15 protein-coding genes are annotated in these 17290 nt (G+C 70.4%); 13 read left to right on the plus strand and 2 right to left on the minus strand.

Annotated features, from left to right (window positions below; all coding sequences use genetic code 11):
• Nucleotides 1-83 precede the first annotated feature (83 nt).
• The 4 genes from ASF43_RS16040 (at nt 84) to ASF43_RS16055 (ending at nt 4357) form a co-directional block, all read left to right on the plus strand.
• On the plus strand, nt 84-1745 hold the full coding sequence (locus ASF43_RS16040; RefSeq protein ID WP_369803274.1) for a DUF4331 domain-containing protein: 1662 nt from the start codon (nt 84-86) through the stop codon (nt 1743-1745).
• A gap of 19 nt (nt 1746-1764) precedes the next feature.
• Nucleotides 1765-2037: a hypothetical protein gene (locus ASF43_RS16045; protein WP_056182996.1), complete on the plus strand. Its 273-nt coding sequence runs from the start codon at nt 1765-1767 to the stop codon at nt 2035-2037.
• A 65-nt stretch (nt 2038-2102) separates the two neighbouring features.
• Complete coding sequence (locus ASF43_RS31255) at nt 2103-3227, plus strand: hypothetical protein (protein ID WP_162241815.1); 1125 nt, start codon at nt 2103-2105, stop codon at nt 3225-3227.
• Entirely contained in the window at nt 3224-4357 is a 1134-nt protein-coding gene (locus ASF43_RS16055; protein ID WP_056183001.1) for a HupE/UreJ family protein, read from the plus strand. Before ASF43_RS31255 ends, ASF43_RS16055 begins: the two co-directional genes overlap by 4 nt.
• 32 nt (nt 4358-4389) lie before the next feature.
• On the opposite strand, the gene ASF43_RS16060 is transcribed toward ASF43_RS16055, so the two are convergent.
• Complete coding sequence (locus tag ASF43_RS16060) at nt 4390-4827, minus strand: PACE efflux transporter (protein ID WP_056183003.1); 438 nt, start codon at nt 4825-4827, stop codon at nt 4390-4392.
• Between the two features lie 208 nt (nt 4828-5035).
• Between ASF43_RS16060 and ASF43_RS16065 the strand changes: the two genes are divergently transcribed.
• The 9 genes from ASF43_RS16065 (at nt 5036) to ASF43_RS16105 (ending at nt 13369) form a co-directional block, all read left to right on the plus strand.
• Entirely contained in the window at nt 5036-6025 is a 990-nt protein-coding gene (locus ASF43_RS16065) for a TRAP transporter substrate-binding protein (RefSeq protein WP_056183005.1), read from the plus strand.
• A complete protein-coding gene (locus ASF43_RS16070; RefSeq protein ID WP_056183008.1) occupies nt 6025-6492 on the plus strand; it encodes a TRAP transporter small permease in 468 nt (155 codons plus the stop codon). Before ASF43_RS16065 ends, ASF43_RS16070 begins: the two co-directional genes overlap by 1 nt.
• Nucleotides 6489-7778, plus strand: coding sequence for a TRAP transporter large permease (locus ASF43_RS16075; protein ID WP_056183009.1), 1290 nt, complete (start codon nt 6489-6491; stop codon nt 7776-7778). Before ASF43_RS16070 ends, ASF43_RS16075 begins: the two co-directional genes overlap by 4 nt.
• A gap of 4 nt (nt 7779-7782) precedes the next feature.
• Nucleotides 7783-8841, plus strand: coding sequence for a LacI family DNA-binding transcriptional regulator (locus ASF43_RS16080; protein ID WP_056183012.1), 1059 nt, complete (start codon nt 7783-7785; stop codon nt 8839-8841).
• Nucleotides 8838-9857, plus strand: a complete 1020-nt coding sequence (locus ASF43_RS16085) for an NAD(P)-dependent oxidoreductase (RefSeq protein WP_056183014.1) — start codon at nt 8838-8840, stop codon at nt 9855-9857. The genes ASF43_RS16080 and ASF43_RS16085 overlap by 4 nt, the downstream gene beginning before the upstream one ends.
• Nucleotides 9854-10675 (plus strand): amidohydrolase, encoded by an 822-nt coding sequence (locus ASF43_RS16090; RefSeq protein ID WP_056183016.1) that lies wholly within the window; start codon nt 9854-9856, stop codon nt 10673-10675. The genes ASF43_RS16085 and ASF43_RS16090 overlap by 4 nt, the downstream gene beginning before the upstream one ends.
• 40 nt (nt 10676-10715) lie before the next feature.
• A complete protein-coding gene (locus ASF43_RS16095) occupies nt 10716-11609 on the plus strand; it encodes a LysR family transcriptional regulator (RefSeq protein ID WP_056183020.1) in 894 nt (297 codons plus the stop codon).
• A 123-nt stretch (nt 11610-11732) separates the two neighbouring features.
• Complete coding sequence (locus tag ASF43_RS16100) at nt 11733-12872, plus strand: alpha/beta fold hydrolase (protein ID WP_235578259.1); 1140 nt, start codon at nt 11733-11735, stop codon at nt 12870-12872.
• 53 nt (nt 12873-12925) lie between these two features.
• A complete protein-coding gene (locus tag ASF43_RS16105) occupies nt 12926-13369 on the plus strand; it encodes a hypothetical protein (RefSeq protein ID WP_156373336.1) in 444 nt (147 codons plus the stop codon).
• Between the two features lie 316 nt (nt 13370-13685).
• Here the strand turns inward: ASF43_RS16105 and ASF43_RS16110 are convergent, their stop codons facing one another.
• Nucleotides 13686-17180, minus strand: a complete 3495-nt coding sequence (locus ASF43_RS16110; protein WP_156373337.1) for a PAS domain-containing protein — start codon at nt 17178-17180, stop codon at nt 13686-13688.
• Between the last annotated feature and the right edge of the window lie 110 nt (nt 17181-17290).

Raw genomic sequence — 17290 nt, forward strand, 5'->3', positions numbered from 1 at the left:
ACGACGAATTCGGTGATCCACGGCACCGCCCTCTTCGTAACATGGCCGGAGTGGGTCGCTTTCGGGCGAGAACCCACTCCTAAATGCAAGTACTTAACGCAGAGGAGCAAGTCATGGTCGTCAAGTTCAAGACGTTGGCGCAGGGTTGTTCCCTGCTGCTGCTGGCCGGGGCCGCGCTGGCGTCCAGCCACCGCGAGGCGCCGTTCATCACCACCAGCCCCAAGGTGGATGGCACGGACTTCTACATGTTCCGCAGCTACGAGGGCATCGCCGCGAACGGCACTGGTGGCCGCTCTGACTACGTCACGCTGATCGCCAACTACCAGCCGCTGCAGGCCCCGTACGGCGGCCCCAACTACTTCCAGCTGGACCCGAACGCGCTGTACGAGATCCACATCGACAACAACGGCGACGCCAAGGAAGACCTCACCTTCCAGTTCCGCTTCACCAACAAGCTCAATGGCGTGGCCCTGCCCATCGGCAGCGCCTCCACCCCGATCCCGCTGATCCAGGCTGGCGTCGTCAGCGCTGTCAACGATCCCAACCTGAACCTCAACGAGACCTACACGGTCAACGTCGTGCGTGGCGACCGGCGCCGGGGCGCGTCGCAGTCGGTCACCAAGGGCGACGGCAACAAGGTCTTCGAAAAGCCCGTGGACTACATCGGCGGCAAGACGCTGGGCGAGCCAGCCGCTTACGAGGCTTACGCGCAAAAGCACATCCACAGCATCAGGATCCCGGGTTGCCCGGCCGGCAAGGACGTGGGCAATGTGTTCGTCGGCCAGCGCCAGGAAGGCTTCGCCGTCAACCTGGGCACGGTGTTCGACCTGGTCAATGCACCCGCGTCGTTCCTGCTGGACCCAGCCAACAAGGACGCCGCCGGCATGGGCGGCAAGCACGTGATCCAGAAGGCCAACGTGACCTCGATCGCGATCGAAGTGCACAAGGACTGCCTGGTCGCCGGCACCGACCCCGTCATCGGCGGCTGGTCCACCGCCAGCATGCGCCAGGCCAGGCTTCTGAACGGCAAGCCGCCGTCGGGCCACCAGGCCAGCGAGAAGGCGGGCGGCGCCTGGGTGCAGGTTTCGCGCCTGGGCAACCCGCTGGTCAATGAGCTCGTGATCGGCTTGCCGGACAAGGACAAGTTCAACGCCTCCAGGCCGCAGGATGACACGCAGTTCCTGAACTACGTCACCAATCCCAGCCTGCCGGCCCTGCTCGGCATCGCGCTGGCGGGCAACCCGGCTGCCGTGGCGCCGACCAATCTGCCGCGTACCGATCTGGCCACGGTGTTCCTCACCGGCATCACCGGCGTGAACAAGCCCGCGACCGCGACGCCGTCGGAGGTTCTTCGCTTGAACACTGCGGTTGCGCCCGTGGTGTTCGCGATGCAGAACCGCTTGGGTGTGGCCGGTGAAGTGCTGCGCATCGGTGGCCCGGCCAACCTGTCGCAGGCAGTGGACCTGGCCGGCTTCCCGAACGGCCGCCGCCCCAAGGACGACGTGGTCGACATCGCGCTGGTCGCGGTGCTGGGCGGGCTGTGCGTGATCAATGGCGACGGCAACGCGCTGGGTTTGAACAGCGTGCCCGGCGTGCCCAGCCTGACGTCCGCCTGCAAGCCGTCCAGCGTGCCGCTGGGTGCCGGCTCGGCCAGTATCCACGACGGCGTGGACCAGGCCACGGTGCCGTTCCTGGCCCGCTTTCCTTACCTGAACACGCCGAACTCCGGTTCGGCTGCTTACTGAGCACAAGGAGCGCCAGGCCATGCACGACATTTCCAGAAAGACGGCTGCCGCGTTGGCAGCCAGCACGCTGCTGGCGCTTGGCGCCTGCGGTGGGGGCGGTGGTGACGACAACGGCGGCTCGTCCGGCTTCGTGGAAGGCACTGACGTGCCGGTCGGTGTCGAACAGCGCATCACCGACGTGATCGCGTTCGCCCGCCAGCTCATCGCTGGCACGAGCGAGACGACCGAGCCGGCCGTGCTGGGCAACGCCAAGCTGGCAACGGACGACACGGCAGACCCCGTCGACCTTTGAGCGCGCCGCCTCCGCGGCAGCGCCGCCCGGCGAAGCCAGCACTGGTCGCGCTCGGCATCTGCAGCATGTGCTGGGCGCTGGCATGCAGCGCCGTGCCGTTGCTGCCGGAGCCGCAGCGCGACGATGCCGTGGTGGAAGTGCTGCCCGGCATCACGCGCAACCGTCCTGCGCAAGGCCAGGCTGCGGCACCGGCCGATGCAGCGCAGGCTGCGCGCGCTGCCATCGAGGTGGCGCGCCAGACCGGTGACGCGCGCTACTGGGGCCGCGCCCAGGCCGCGCTCGCGCCCTGGTGGGACAGGGCCGATGCGCCGGTGGATCTGGCCGTCCTGCAGTCCACCGTGCAGCAGGGCCGCCATGCCTTCGGCCCTGCGCGCGCCGTGCTCCAGGGGGCTCTGGCGCGCACGCCGGACCACGCACAGGGCTGGCTCAACCTGGCTGCGCTGGAGCGCGTCGAAGGCAACTACGCGCAGGCCCTGCAGGCTTGCGAAGCCGTGGGCCGTGCAGGGCAGGCGTTTTATGCACAGGCCTGCCGGCTGGAAACCGTGTCGATGCAGGGGCAGCACGTCGAGGCCCGCACCGGCTTGCAGGCATTGCTGGCGACGCTTTCCAGCCGTGCAGCCGCGGGCCAGCGCAGCTGGATCGCATCACTGCTGGCTGAAGCCGAGGAGCGGGCAGGGCGCAACGGCGATGCCCGCGCTGCCTACACGTTGAGCCTGGCGGCCGAGCCCGACCTGTACACGGCCATCGCCTTCAGCGACCTGCTGCTGCGCACTGGCGATGCTGCTGGTGCGCGCCGGCTGCTGGCTCCTCTGCCGCGCACCGATGCCGTGGTGCTGCGCGAGGCGCTGGCGCTGCGCCGGCTTGGCGATGTGCAATGGCAGGCGCTGCGCGACGACCTGCACGCGCGCGAGGCAGCGCTCGAGCGCCGCGGCGACGACCTCGACTTGCACGACCGCGAACGCGCACTGCTGGCGCTGTGGCTGGACGACACACCCGCCAAGGCGCTGACGCTGGCGCAGCGCAACCTCGACCTGCAGCGCGAGCCGCTGGACTGGTGGATCGCGCTGCAGGCCGCTGCCGCCGCACGCGACACGGCCGCCACCGCCGACATCCGCCGCCGGCTGCTGGCCACTGGGCTGCAAGACGCCAGGCTGGCGGCCCTGCCCGCTGCCCCGGGCCGCAAGCCATGAGGCGCGCGCTGCTGTGGCTGCTGCTGGCGCTGGCCCCCGCAGCCTGGGCCCACAAAGGCAGCGACGCCTACCTGGACGTGCGCAGCGAAGCCGGTGCCCCGTTGCAGATGAGCCTGGCCGTGGCCATCAAGGACCTGGACCTCGTAGTGCCACTGGACGCCGACGCCGACGGACGGGTGACCTGGGGCGAGATCAAGTCTGCCGCCCCCGCCGTGCGAGATGTGCTGGGCGCGAGCACGGCTCTCGATGGCGCAGCGGTCTGCCCGCTCGCATGGACCTTTGCCGGCCTGGAGCGGCGCAGCGACGGCGTCTACCTGCGCTGGACAGCCAGCCCCGACTGCCCCGGCGCGCAGGCGCTGCGCTACGCACTGCTGCGCGAACAGGACGCCACCCACCGCTTGATCGTGACCGGCCATATCGACGGCCAGGACCTGCTCACGACCTGGTCGCCGCAGCAGCCCGGCGGCCTCGTGCTGCGCGCATCGACCGCGCCTTCGGCGGCAGCCGCGCCGCACAGCGGGCCGGCCACGCTGTGGACCTACCTGCAATTGGGCATGCACCATCTGCTGGAGGGCTACGATCACCTGGCTTTCCTGCTGGCCCTGGTGCTTCCGCTGCGGCTGGCATTGGGCCGGGCGCAGCCTGCTCTGCGGCCTGCGGTGGGGCCGGCGCACCACCCATCGACCTGGTGGGCATTGCTGCGTACGGTCACGGCCTTCACGGTCGGCCACTCCATCACGCTGGTGCTGGCCACGCTGGGGTTCACGCAGGCGTCGCCCGCCTGGGTCGAGCCCGTCATCGCGCTGTCGATTGGCGTCACGGCTTTGCTGAATCTGTACCCCGCAGCGCGCGTGCGCCCCGACGTGCTGGCGCTGCTGTTCGGCCTGGTCCACGGTTTCGGCTTCGCCGGGCTGCTCACCGAGGCCGCAGCCCCGAGCGGCCTGCTGCCCTGGGCACTGGCCGGCTTCAACCTGGGGGTGGAGTGCGGCCAGCTGCTGGCCGTCGCCGGCTGGGTGCTGCTGTCGCAGCTGGTGGTGCGCCGCAGCTGGTACGGCAGCGTCGTGGTGCGCGGCGGCTCCTGGGCATTGGTGTTGCTGTCCGCCTGGTGGTTCTGGGAGCGGGTGCGGTAAGCGGCGGGCGCTCGACAGCGCCCGGCTTGCCCCTACGCCACAGGTTGCGCCGCAGCAGCCGACGCCGGCAGGCCGAACAACCGGTCGAAGCTCCAGTTGAAGACGAAGGTGTAGACCAGGAAGAACAGCAGCAGCGCGGCGTCGTAGAGCAGCGCTTCCCACAGGCTGATGTCCAGCCACCAGGCGAACAGCGGGATCAGCAACAGCGCCAGCCCGCCCTCGAAGCCCAATGCGTGGCCGATGCGCCGCGCGACCGAGCGCCCCCGCACGGGCTGGCGTGCCTCCCAAGCCTCGAACAAGGTGTTGAAGACCAGGTTCCAGACCACCGCCACGAGGGACGAGGCCGTGGCCAGCACCGTGGACTGGCCGGCCCCTGCGCCCGAAAGCGCCGCCAGGCCGATGCTGGCGAACAGGATGGCGAACCCTTCGTAGAGGGTGACGTAGACGACTTTGCGTTGAATTCCTTGCATGATGGCCCGGACTGTATGCGTCGCGGGCTGAAAGAAGAAGTCAGGTCATGTCAGTTTGACTGATGAGTCAAGAACGCGCCGCTCGGATGGCGCAGGCCTGCGTGCGCGCTGCCGATGGCCGGCGCCGCTCCGGATAAACCCGACGCTGCATTTCCTGGGAGCGATGTATCGTTTTACTAAATCGATTTACAACGATCAGGAGACCACCGTGCAACGCTTTCTTTCCGCCGCGCTGATCCTCGCGTTCTCCCTTGCCGCCGGCCATGCCGGTGCACAGGCACCTGCCAAGCGCCTGCTGCGCATCCACACCGCGGGCCCGGCCGACCTGGGCGTGGACAACACCTTCCTGGCGACCGAATTCGCCAACATGGTCAATGCCGCCTCGCCGTCGCTGGAGGTCAAGGTGTTCCCCAACAGCCAGCTGGGCCAGTCGCGCGAGGTCATCGAGGCCATGCGCCTGGGCTCGGGCGCAGCAGGCACGACGGGCGGTGCGGCGGAGTACGCGTCCTTCGTGAAGCGCGTCGGCGTGCTGGGCCTGCCTTTCGTGTGGACCAGCTACGAGCATGCGCTCAAGGTGCTGGACGGCCCCGTCGGCCAGCAGCTCAGCGCCGACATGGAAAAGGGCGGCTTCAAGGTGCTGAGCTGGGGCGTGAGCTGGGGCTACCGCAACGTGATCACCGCCAAGAAGGAGGTCAAGCAGGCCGCCGACCTCAAGGGCCTGAAGATCCGCACCATCCCGACCAAGGTGTTCGTCTCCGCGATCAACGCCATGGGCGCCAATGCCACGCCCATGAACTTCGGCGAGATCTACACCTCGCTGCAGGGCGGCGTGCTGGACGGCTACGAGCACACGGCGGCGACCACGCTGTCGTTCAAGCTCAACGAGGTGTCGTGCTGCATGGCGATGACGCGCCACCTGATGGACCCGGTGGTGCTGGCGCTGTCCATGTCCGAATGGCGCAAGCTCAGCGCGGCCGAGCAGGCAGTCGTCACCAAGGCGGCAGACGATGCAGGCCGCAAGGTGCGCGCCCTGGCCGCCGTGCGCGAGGCCGAGTCGCTGGCCGCCGTGAAGAAGCTGGGCATGAAGGTTAACGACATCGACATCGCCCCGCTGCAGAAGGCCGCACTCAAGGCGCAGGACGATCTGGCCAAGGACTTCGGCGCCGAGGCGCTGCTCAAGCAGATCCGCGCGCAGTGATGCACCGCGTATTCCACGCCATCGACCGCGCGGCCGAATGGCTGGTGGTCGCCCTCATGGGCCTGATCGTCGTCATCGCGCTGATCCAGGTGGTCAACCGCTTCGCCTTCAACTCCTCGCTGAGCTGGAGCGAGGAGGCGCAGATCTTCGGCCACATCTGGATCGTGTTCATCGGCATCCCGATCGCGCTGCAACGTGGCGCACACCTGTACATCGAGACCTTCTGCGACATGCTGCCGCCGCGCGCGCGGCTGGTGTTCGACTTCACGATGGAGTTGCTGTGGGCCGCGTTCGGCTTGTCGCTCATCGTGCTGGGCTGGATGGTGGCCGAGGTAGCGCACCTGCAGGAATCGCCGGGCCTGGAGATCCCGATGAGCGGGCCTTATGCCGGCATGGTGTTGGGCGGCGCTTATTTGCTGCTGGTGGCGCTGCGTCGCCTGGCCGCACTGCGCGGGAGGCTCGCATGATCTGGTTCCTGTTCGCGCTGATGCTGGGCACCATGCTGGCCGGCATGCCCATCCTGCTGGCCATCGCGCTGGTGGGCTACGTGGGCGTGGCGGCCGTGCCCGACCTGGTGCTGCCCCTGTTCGCGCAGAAGATGTTCGCGCAACTCGACTCGTTCACGCTGCTGGCGCTGCCGTATTTCATCCTGGCCGGCGGCCTGATGTCGGCCGGCGGCATGAGCCAGCAGCTGGTGGATTTCTCGCGCGTGCTGGTGGGGCACCTGCGCGCCGGGCTGGCCCATGCGTCGGTGGTCGCCAGCATGGTGTTCGCGGGCATCTCGGGCTCCAGCACGGCCGATGCGTCGGCGATCTCGGCCATCATGATCCCGACCATGAAGAAGTCGGGCTACAACGCCGGCTTCTCGGCCGCGCTGATCGCCACGGCCGGCACCATCGGGGCCATCATCCCGCCCAGCATGGTGATGGTGGTGTACGGCGCCATCGCGCAGGTGTCGATCGGCGGGCTGTTCCTGGCGGGCATCATCCCGGGCATCCTCGTCGGGCTGTTCCTGATGGCGACCATCAAGATCTACACCTACCACCCCAAGTACCCGGAACTGCGCGTCACGCACGGCCAGTTCAAGTGGCGCGCCGTGGGCAAGTCCTTGGTGGAGGTGTGGCCGGCGCTGCTGGGGCCGGTGATCATCGTCGGCGGCATCCTGACCGGCGTGTTCACGGCCACCGAGGCCGGCGCCGTGGCCTGCCTGTACGCGCTGGTATTGGGCATGGTGGTCTACAAGAAGATCAAGTGGCGCGACCTGCCGGGCATCCTGCTCGACGCGGCCGTGATGACCACCATGGTCTCGGGCGTGATCGCCGTGGCGGGCGCCTCGGGCTGGCTGCTGGGCTACCTGGAATTCAACGACGGCGCCGTCAAGTTCGTCACCTCGTTCTCGCAGAACCCCACCGTGGTGCTGCTGCTGGTGGCCATCGTGATGATCGTGCTCGGCACCTTCGTCGACTCGCTGGCGGTGCTGCTGGTGTTCGCGCCGGTGGCCATCGAGATCAGCAAGGTCTACGGCATCGACCCGTTCCAGATGGGCCTGGTGATGGTGATGTGCAACCAGATCGGCGCCGTGTCGCCGCCCACCGCGCCGTTGCTGTTCGTGACGACCAGCATCGCGCAGACCAGCTATTCGGAAGTGAACCGCCATGTCTGGTGGTTCATGCTGGCCGAGGTGCTGGTGATGCTGCTGGTGATCTTCGTGCCGGGCCTGGCCTCGTGGATCCCGCATTACTTCCTGGGATAGCGGCTTGAGCACCATCCAGGATGTCGCGCGGCACGCCGGCGTGTCGATCAGCACGGTCTCCAACGTGCTGAACGGCCGCACCGACCGCATGGGCGCCGAGACGCTGGCGCGCGTGCAGGCAGCCGTCGCGGCGCTGAACTACCGGCCCAGCCGCGCGGCCCAGCAGCTCAAGACCGGGCACAACCCGATGCTGGGGCTGCTGGTGCCCAGCATCGCCAACCCCATGTACGGCTTCATCGCGCGCGAGGTCGAGGCGGTGGCCCAGCAGCAGCACGGCCACCGCGTGATGCTGGGCAACACCTACCGCGACAAGGACGTGGAGACCGGCTTCTTCGACGATCTGCTGTCGCACGGCGTGCGCGGCGTGATCATGATCTCCTCGCAGCTCGACGAGCAGCATTTCGAGCAGGCCCAGCAGCGTGGCCTGGTGGTGGTGAGCTACGACCGCCGCGCCACACCGGGTGCCGCGCCGGCCATCGACCACGTGACGGTCGACAACCTGGCGGCCGCGCAGCTGGCCACCGCGCACCTGATCGCGCACGGCCACCAGCGGCTGGCCTTCGCCACCGCCTCGGGCCAGACCATGAGCCGGCGCGAGAAGGTCAAGGGCTTCCAGGCCGCGGCCCAGGCCGCCGGGCTGGCCGGCAGCGCCCAGGTGGTCGAAGGCCGCATGCAGGACGGCTACGGCGATTCGCAGATGGCCGATCTGGGCCGCATGCTGGCCGCGCGCATCGCGGCCGACCCGCAGCGGCCCACCGGCATCGTGGCCGTGAACGACCTCATGGCCTTCGGCCTCTTGGCGGGCCTGCGCGATGCGGGCCTCGTGGTGCCGCGTGATGTGTCGGTGGTCGGCATCGACGGCCTGTTCCTCTCGGCACTCATGAACCCGGGCCTGACCACGGTGCGCCTGCCCGTGCCCGACATGGCGCGCACGCTGGTGGACCGCGTCATCGCCCGCCTGGCCGACCCGGGCATCGCGCCCGCTGAGTTCATCTTCCAACCCGACCTGGTGGAGCGCGAGTCCGTGGCCGCGCCGGCCCGGTCTGCCAGAAAGCAAGCGTGACAACCCGGCCTACCGTTTTCCTGACGCACAGCCCGACGGCGGTGCAGAACTACTACGGCCCACGCGCGCTGGCGGCGCTGGAGGCCGTGGCCACGGTGCGCCGCTGCACGACCGAGGAGGCCTTCACGGCCGAGACGCTGGCTGCAGCAGCCCAGGGCTGCGACATCATCGTGAGCGACCGGCGCGCCGAAGGCAGCGCCGACCTGCTGGCGCGCCTGCCGCAGCTGGTGGCGTTCTGCCGCTGCGCCGTGGACATCCGCAATGTCGACGTGGCCGCGGCCAGCGCGCACGGCATCCTGGTCACGCAGGCCAGCGCGGGCTTCATGGCCTCGGTGTCCGAATGGATCGTCGGCATGATGGTCGACCTGGCGCGGCACCTGAGCCCGGCCATCGCGCAGTCCCAGGCCGGCGCGGCGCCCACAGTGCGCATGGGGCGCGAGCTGCGCGGCGCCACGCTGGGCATCGTCGGCTTCGGCCAGATCGGCCGGTACCTCGCCGGCCTGGCGCGGGCCTTCGGCATGCGCGTGTGCGTGGCCGACCCGTTCGCGCAACTGCCGGCGGAGGTGGAGGCCATGCCGCTGGCCACCTTGCTCGCGCAATCGGATTTCGTGGTGTGCCTGGCCGCCGCCACGCCGCAGACCGAGAACCTCATGGACGCCGCCGCCTTCGCCGCCATGCAGCCCACGGCGTATTTCATCAATGCCGCGCGCGGCAACCTGGTCGACGAGGCCGCGCTGCTGCGCGCGCTGGACGCCGGCCGCATCGCCGGCTGCGCGCTCGACGTGGGCCGCGCGCCGGACCAGATGCCCAGCCCGGCGCTGGCGCGCCACCCGCTGGTGCGCGCCACGCCGCACATCGGCGGGCTCACGCCGCCGGCCATCGAGCACCAGTCGCTGGAGACGGCCGCGCAGGTCGCCGCCATCGTGCAGGGTCGCATCCCGCCCGGCGCCGTGAACGCGGCGCAGGCGCTGCGGCTGCAGGCCCGCTTTCCCATTACCCCAGGAAGGAATCCATGACCGCTGCACCTTTTCCGCCCGGCGCCTGCGACTGCCATGTGCATGTCTACGAGCAAGGCTTTCCGGTCGCGCCGAGCGCCGTCTCCCAGCCCCCGCACGGCCCGCTCTCGGCTTACCGCGAGGTGCAGGCCACGCTGGGGCTGCAGCGCGTGGTGCTGGTGCAGCCCACGGCCTATGGCTTCGACAACCGCTGCATGCTGGAGGCCCTGGCGCAATTGGGCGACACGGCGCGCGGCATCGCCATCGTGCCGCCGGACGCCAGCGATGCGGAGCTGCAGCGCCTGCATGCCCAGGGCGTGCGCGGCGTGCGCTACATGACGATTCCGAACGCGGGTGGCATCGTCTCCTGGGACAGCATCGAGGCCATGGCCGCACGCATCGCGCCGCTGGGCTGGAACCTCAACCTGCAGCTCGACGGCCGCGACCTGCCGCAGCGCCAGGCCGTCATCGACCGCCTGCCGTGCAAGGTGGTGATCGACCACAACGGCAAGTTCCTCGAACCCGTGGCGCCGGAGCATCCGGCCTTCGAAGCACTGCTAGCTGTGCTGGCGCGCAAAGACCGCTGGATCAAGCTGTCGGCGCCCTACGAGACCTCCAGGGCCGGCCCGCCCGGCTACGACGACGTGTCCACGCTGGCCCGGGCGCTGGTGCGCGCGCACCCCGACCGCTGCCTGTGGGCCAGCAACTGGCCGCACCCGGGCCGGGTGCCGCCGCCATCGAACACGGCCCTGGCGGCGCTGCTGTCGGGGTGGGCGCCCGACGAGGCGGTGCGCCGCGCCATCCTGGTGGACAACCCCGCCGCGCTGTACGGGTTCTGAGGGCGCCCCTGTCGCGCTGGCTACGAAGTAAATTGGCCGCATGGCCTTCAGCTCCGACAGCGTCACCGTGTTCCTCGCCGTGCTCGACCACGGCTCCTTCTCGGCGGCCGCGCGCGCGCTCAAGCGCGTGCCCTCGGCCGTCAGCATGGCGATCGCCAACCTGGAGGCCGATCTTGCGCTGCCGCTGTTCGACCGCGGCGGGCGCGAGCCCCAGCCGACGGCCGCCGCCCGCGCGCTGGAGCCGCAGGCGCGCCAGCTGGCGCTGCAGCTGCGCGCGCTCGATGCCCATGCGCTGTCGCTCACGCAGGGCCTGGAGAAACGGCTCACGCTGGCCATCGCGCCCGAGCTGCTGTCGGCGCGCTGGAGCGGCCCGCTGGCGGTGCTGGCGGCCGAGCACCCGCTGCTCGACGTGGAGGTGCTGGTGGCGCCGCAGACCGACGCGCTGGCGCTGCTGCACACCGGCCGCGTGCAGCTGGCGCTGGTGTTCGAGCGCCCGCTGCTCGACGGCCGTGAGGGCTTCGAGCAGGTCGGCGACGAGACCCTGGTGGCCGTGGCCGCGCCGCGGCATGCGCTGATGCACGCAGCCGAGCCGCTGGGCGAGGCGCATCTGACGGCCACGCGCCAGGTCGTCATCGCCGGGCGCGACACCGGCGTGGCCGACACGCGCGTGCTGTTCGCACGCCACCAGTGGCACACCGACAGCCCCGAGGCCGCCTGCGGCCTGCTGGAGGCGGGCCTGGGCTGGGGCTGGCTGCCGCGCAGCATCGTGCAGTGGCGGCTGGACGCCGGCACGCTCGCGCTGCTGCCGCTCGAGGGCCTGGCCAACGCGCAGACGCTGTGCGTGGACATCGTGTGGTCGCGCGAACGGCCGCTCGGCCTGGGCGCGCGGCATTTGATCGACGGCATGGCCCGCGCGCGCAAGCCTGCCGGCTGAGGTTGTGGATGTGGGCGCGCGTCCGACACGCGTGCGGCCTGGCAGACGGCTGCGCCACGGAGCCGTGCGGCGTACAACGGAACGCTCGCGACGCACGCTCGCACGACTTCCAAGGAGAACACCATGAACGTACCCACGCAACCTCATCCAGGCGCGCCGGCCGTGGACCAGAACCTGGCCGAACAGGCCCGCCCCGGCTACGGCATTCCCTCGCAGGACCCGCGGGCGGACGCACAGCTGCCGCTCGGGCCGGCCGAGGTCATGCGCGAGGCGAATTCCGTGCTCGTGGGGGGCGGCGCCATGGCCGGCACGGCGGCCGGTGCGGCCATCGGCGTGGCGCTGGGTGGCCCGGTGGGCGTGGTCGTGGGCGCGGCCATCGGCAGCGTGGCGGGTGCCGTCGGCACGGCTGCGGCCAGCATCGCGGCCAGCCATGCGGGTGACGCGGACGGCACCGCTGCATCCGGCGTGCAGCTCCACGTCGACGACACGGGCGGCACTGGCCGGCCGGTGGTGCTGATCCATGGCTGGCCCCTGTCCGCGCAGGCCTGGGAGTCGCAGACCGGCGCGCTGCAGGCCGCGGGCTTCCGTGTCGTGGCCTACGACCGGCGCGGCTTTGGCCGCTCCGACAAGCCCGCGTCGGGCTATGGCTACGACGAGCTGGCCGACGACCTGGCCCGCGTGCTGGACGAACGCGACCTGCGGGACGTGACGCTGGTCGGCTTCTCGATGGGCGGCGGCGAGGTGGCGCGCTACATCGCGCGCCATGGCGAGTCGCGCCTGCACAGCGTGGTGTTCGCCGCGGCCGTGCCGCCCTACCTCATGCAGGGCCCCGACAACCCCGAGGGCCCGCTGACTCCCGAGAAGGCGCAGGAGATGAAGGCCGGCCTGGAGCAGGACCGCGGCGCCTTCTTCGAGCAGTTCACGCGCGACTTCTTCTCGGCCGGCGGCACGCTGCAGGTGACCGAGCAGCAGCGCCAGGCCGCCGTCGCGCTGTGCCACCAGTCGGCGCAGCCGGCAGCGCTGGCCTGCATGGAATCCTTCGGCACCACGGATTTCCGCGACGACCTCGAGAAGGTGACGGTGCCCACGCTGGTGCTGCACGGCGATGCGGACGCCATCGTGCCGGTGGAGGGTTCGGGCCTGCGCACGCACCGCGCCGTGGCGCACAGCCAGCTCGTCACCGTGCCCGGTGCGCCGCACGGCCTGAACGTGTCGCATGCGAGCGCGTTCAACGAGGCCTTGCTCGCGTTCCTGCGCAACTAGCGGCGCAGGCGGGCTACGATGCCCGCCTTGACGACACGGCACGAGGAGCCGAATTGAACTGCTTACGCGCGCTCGCCCTGGTGGGGCTGTTGCTGGCCCCAGGGCTCGCCCCTGCGCAGAAAGCCGCGCCCAGGATCACCGTCGACCGCGAGTCGTACATGACGCGCTGCATCGCCCAGCTCTACCCGCTGGACGAGACGCTGCTGGACAACCTGGCCAAAGGTGACGGCTTCGACCGCAAGGCGCGCTTTTACCTGCGCGTCACGCGCGACGTGTGCGGCTGCAGCCTGGAGCAGGCGCAGATGGCGCTCAACGCGCGCCAGCAGCTGCTGTTCGCCTACCGCGGCTTCGAGCCGGTGGAGCAGGGCGTGGGCCAGGTTTTCGAGCAGGCCGACCGCGATGCCGTGGCCAAGTTCGAGCAGGAGCACAAGGGCTACCAGCAATGCGCGCAGAACTTCGACCGGCGTGTGCGCGAGGGGCCGGACGGCAAGCGCTGAGGCCGGGCGCGGAGGGCGTTCAGTGAAGCATCGGCGCTGAAGCCCACGTCCTGCACACCCTGGAGATTGGAACACTATGAAGTCGCGCTCGCGCAGGCGGCGCGCCAGGTCCGACGCATCGCTCAGGCTGCCGCGTGGTGCCGGGCCGCGAGCGAAGGGGATGAACATGTTGTAGCCGAACAGCCGGGCGGCGTCGTTGCGCTGGGCCCCGGGCCGCGTGGCCGCGGTGGTGCAGGTGTGCATGCGCGGCAGTACGGCTTGGCGGCCACCGCGCGCGCACCGGGGCATCGTGCATCCGGTGGATGCGCCAGTGCCGTCAGGCCAGCTCCAGCAGCTCGCTGTCCTGGCGTGCGACCGGCGTGGGCATCCAGCGCAGCAGTGTCTGGTACAGCGCCGACGGGTCGACGGGCTTGGTCAGGTGGTCCAGCATGCCGGCCTGCAGGCTGGCGGCACGGTCGTCGGCCATGGCGTGCGCGGTCATGGCCACGATGGGCGTCTGGCAGCCGCCGGCGCGCAGCTGTCGCGCGGCCTGCAGGCCGTCCACGCCGGGCATCTGCATGTCCATCAGCACCACGGCGTAGTCCTGCTCCAGCGCCATGGCGACCGCCTCGGCGCCGTGGCAGGCCACGTCCACCTCCAGGCCGGCCAGTTGCAGCAGCTCGCGCGCCACTTCCTGGTTCACCGGGTTGTCTTCGGCCAGCAGCACGCGGCGCCCGCCATGCAGCTCGCGCAGCACGGCCAGCCACTGGCCCAGGTCGCGCTCGGTGCGTGCGCTGTCCTGGCGCAGCGCGGCGAGCGTGGCGGGTGCGGCGCGGCCGGGCTGCTGCAGGTCGAACCAGACGCTGGCCGTGAACTGGCTGCCCAGGCCCGGCGCGCTGCGCACGCCCACGTCGCCGCCCATGGCCAGCGCCAGTTGCCGCGTGAGCGCCAGCCCCAGGCCGGTGCCGCCGAAGCGGCGCGTGGTGGAGGTGTCGGCCTGCTCGAAGCTCTCGAAGATGCGGCCGTGGCGCTCGGCCGGAATGCCCACGCCGGTGTCGCCGACCTCGAACTGCACGCGCACGCGCTGGCCCTGGTGCTCGACCGTCTGTCCACGCACGGTGACGCCGCCCTGTTCGGTGAACTTGATCGCGTTGGACACCAGGTTGAGCAGCATCTGCGAGACGCGGGTCGCATCGCCGTGCACGGCGTCGGGCAGGCCGGCCAGATCCAGGTCGAAGGCCAGCCCCTTCTTGCGTGCCGTGGCACTGAGCATGCCGACGGCCGAGCCGACCGCATCGCGCAGCGCGAACGGGCGGTGCTCCAGCGTGAGCTTGCCGGCTTCGATCTTGGACAGGTCCAGGATGTCGTTGATGATGCGCAGCAGGTGCTGTGCCGCGTCGTCGACCTTGCCCAGGCGGTCGCGCTGCCGCGGGTCGGTGGCGTCGCGCGCCATCAGGTGCGTCATGCCCAACACGGCGTTCATGGGCGTGCGGATCTCGTGGCTCATGTTGGCCAGGAAGGCGCTCTTGGCGCGGCTGGCGGCCTCGGCACGGTCGCGCGCCACGGCCAGCTCTTCGTTGGTGTCCAGCAGCGCCTGCTCGACGGTCTTGAGGTCGGTGATGTCGAAGGTCATCACCAGCACGCCGAGCACGTCGCCGCTCGGGTCCAGGTGCGGCACCAGGTGCACATGGAACACGGCGGGCTGGCCGTCGATGGTCACGTCGCGCAGGTACTTCTGCGCCTGGCCCTGCATCGCGGCGTTCATGGCCGGCATGATGAGCGCGTGCTCGGCGCCGTAGACCTCGGTTTCGCCGCGGCCCAGGATGCTGTCGCGCGTGAACCCGAAGCGGCCCGCGTAGCCGGCATTGGCGAAGCGGCACGTGCGGTCGGCGTCCCAGTACGCCACGTGGCCGGGGATGGAGTTGGTCACCGTGCGGTTGAAGTGCGCCGCGTCTTCGAGCGCGCGGTTGGCCACCTGCAGCTCGGCGGTGCGCAGGGCCACGTGCTGCTCCAGCCGGGCGTGGCCGTCCTGCAGGTCCTGCTCCATCAGGTGGCGGCGCGTCACGTCGACGAAGGACGTCACGACCGACAGCAGCCGGCCTGTGGCCGCGTCCTGCACCGGCATGGCGTTCACGCAAAAGAAGGTCTTGCGGCCCTGCGGATCGACCAGGGTCAGCTCCACGTCGGCTTCGGCGCTGTGGCCGGCGGCCACGCGGGCGTGGGGCGTGGCCTCGGCCGCGAGCGGCATGCCGTGTGCGTCCAGCAGGCGCCAGCCGGCGGGCGGCAGGCTCTGGCCCGGCGCGCAGCGCAGCATGCGCTCGGCCGCGGGGTTGCAGCTGGTCACGCAGCCCTGTGCGTCGCTGACGACCACGCCCTCGCTGAGCACCGTCACCACGCCGCGGTATTGCGCATCGCTGTCGCGCAGCGCCTGTTGCGTGCGGCGCGCCTCGGTCACGTTGCGGCCCATGGTCAACAGGCCGATCAACCGGCCCTCGGCATCGCACAGCGGCATCTTGGTGTATTCCAGCAAGATGATGCCGCCGGGCGTGGGGATGGCGTCCTCGAACACCAGCGGCTGCAATGTGCGCAGCACGGCTTCGTCGTTGGGGGCCAGGCGGCGAGCGGCTTCGTCGCCGATCAGATCGGCCACGGTGCGGCCCAGCATCTCGTCGGCCGATTTGCCGAACATGCGGGCGCACGCGGCGTTGTAGAAGATGAAGCGGCCTTGCAGGTCCTTGGCGAAGACCAGGTCGGTGCTGCTGGTGGTGATGGCTTCCAGCATGCCCAGGATTTCCAGGCGGCGGCGGTTGGCGGCCAGATCGCGCCGGTCCTGCGCGGACTGCTGGCGCATGGCCCACCAGCGCACGGTCAACACCATGCCGGCCAGGCCCAGGGCGAGCCCGGCGAACATCCACGCCGCGTGTTCCCACTCGCCCTGGTCGATCTCCGCCAGGTCCATCTTCGCTGCCAGCCACCAGTCCGTGCCGGGCACAGGCTGCACCGCGACCATCACGTCCACGCCACGGTAGTCCTTGCCCATCATGACCCCGCTGGCCACACGTGGCGCGCCGGGCGAGGCCAGGGGGCCCTGGGACGGCAGCGGGCGCACCAGGGCGCCGACGGCGTCGGGCTTGAAGCGGGCGTCGCTGAGCGCGGCGAGCTGCCCATCGCGCACCTGCCACAGCATCGCTTCGCCGGTGGCCGTGGGCACGGGCCAGCTCGCCAGCAGCGGGTAGAGCGTGCGCCGCGGGTCGATGCGCAGCACGATGGCGCCACGCGCTTGCGGGCCGGTGGCCAGCAGCGGAATCACGACGTCCATGTGCACGCGCATGGCGGCAGACGGGGCGCGGTAGATGGCGGTATGCACCGGCATGCGCTCGGCCACCGCCTGCTGCAGCGCGGCCAGCAGCTGCGGGCTGGGCTCCGGGTCGGCGGGGTGCTCGCTGCCGAGGATCCTCCCATGCGCGTCCAGCACGAAGACGGTGTCGGCACCGTTGGCCTGGCGAAAGCGCGTGGCGCGGGCCATGAGGTTGTGGCCGGCCTCGGCATCCTGGCGGTTGTGCCAGCGCATGAACAGGTCGCCCAGGTAGCTGCTGTCCATCAGGAAGTCGGCCAGCCGCATCTGCTGCTCGACCCAGTCCTGCGCCTGGCTCACGCGCAGCGTCGCCACCGATTGCACGCGCACCCTGGCCTGGGCGCGGCTGTCTTCCAGGTCCTGCTGGATATGGCCGACGAACAGGCCGCTGGTCAGCACGGCGATGGCCACTGCCGGCACCAGCCAGTTGCGCCGCGATTCGGACAAGCGGGAGAGCCAACGGGACACTGCTTGCATGGACATGGCCCCTTCGGGGTCGGACTGGCGGATGGAAGCGGCTCGCCGGTGGCCTTGCGTTGCGCATGGGGCGGTGGACGGGGCAACGCAGGTTCGCCAGACACCGGTCC

The sequence above is a fragment of the Pseudorhodoferax sp. Leaf267 genome (assembly GCF_001422405.1).
Taxonomy (GTDB): domain Bacteria; phylum Pseudomonadota; class Gammaproteobacteria; order Burkholderiales; family Burkholderiaceae_C; genus Pseudorhodoferax.

What these genes read in the sequence shown, in the direction of transcription:
- ASF43_RS16040 (WP_369803274.1), top strand. Translation starts at nt 84, where the DNA reads ATGCAAGTACTTAACGCAGAGGAGCAAGTCATGGTCGTCAAGTTCAAG.
- ASF43_RS16045 (WP_056182996.1), top strand. Translation starts at nt 1,765, where the DNA reads ATGCACGACATTTCCAGAAAGACGGCTGCCGCGTTGGCAGCCAGCACG.
- ASF43_RS31255 (WP_162241815.1), top strand. Translation starts at nt 2,103, where the DNA reads ATGTGCTGGGCGCTGGCATGCAGCGCCGTGCCGTTGCTGCCGGAGCCG.
- ASF43_RS16055 (WP_056183001.1), top strand. Translation starts at nt 3,224, where the DNA reads ATGAGGCGCGCGCTGCTGTGGCTGCTGCTGGCGCTGGCCCCCGCAGCC.
- ASF43_RS16060 (WP_056183003.1), bottom strand. Translation starts at nt 4,827, where the DNA reads ATGCAAGGAATTCAACGCAAAGTCGTCTACGTCACCCTCTACGAAGGG.
- ASF43_RS16070 (WP_056183008.1), top strand. Translation starts at nt 6,025, where the DNA reads ATGCACCGCGTATTCCACGCCATCGACCGCGCGGCCGAATGGCTGGTG.
- ASF43_RS16075 (WP_056183009.1), top strand. Translation starts at nt 6,489, where the DNA reads ATGATCTGGTTCCTGTTCGCGCTGATGCTGGGCACCATGCTGGCCGGC.
- ASF43_RS16090 (WP_056183016.1), top strand. Translation starts at nt 9,854, where the DNA reads ATGACCGCTGCACCTTTTCCGCCCGGCGCCTGCGACTGCCATGTGCAT.
- ASF43_RS16095 (WP_056183020.1), top strand. Translation starts at nt 10,716, where the DNA reads ATGGCCTTCAGCTCCGACAGCGTCACCGTGTTCCTCGCCGTGCTCGAC.
- ASF43_RS16100 (WP_235578259.1), top strand. Translation starts at nt 11,733, where the DNA reads ATGAACGTACCCACGCAACCTCATCCAGGCGCGCCGGCCGTGGACCAG.
- ASF43_RS16110 (WP_156373337.1), bottom strand. Translation starts at nt 17,180, where the DNA reads ATGCAAGCAGTGTCCCGTTGGCTCTCCCGCTTGTCCGAATCGCGGCGC.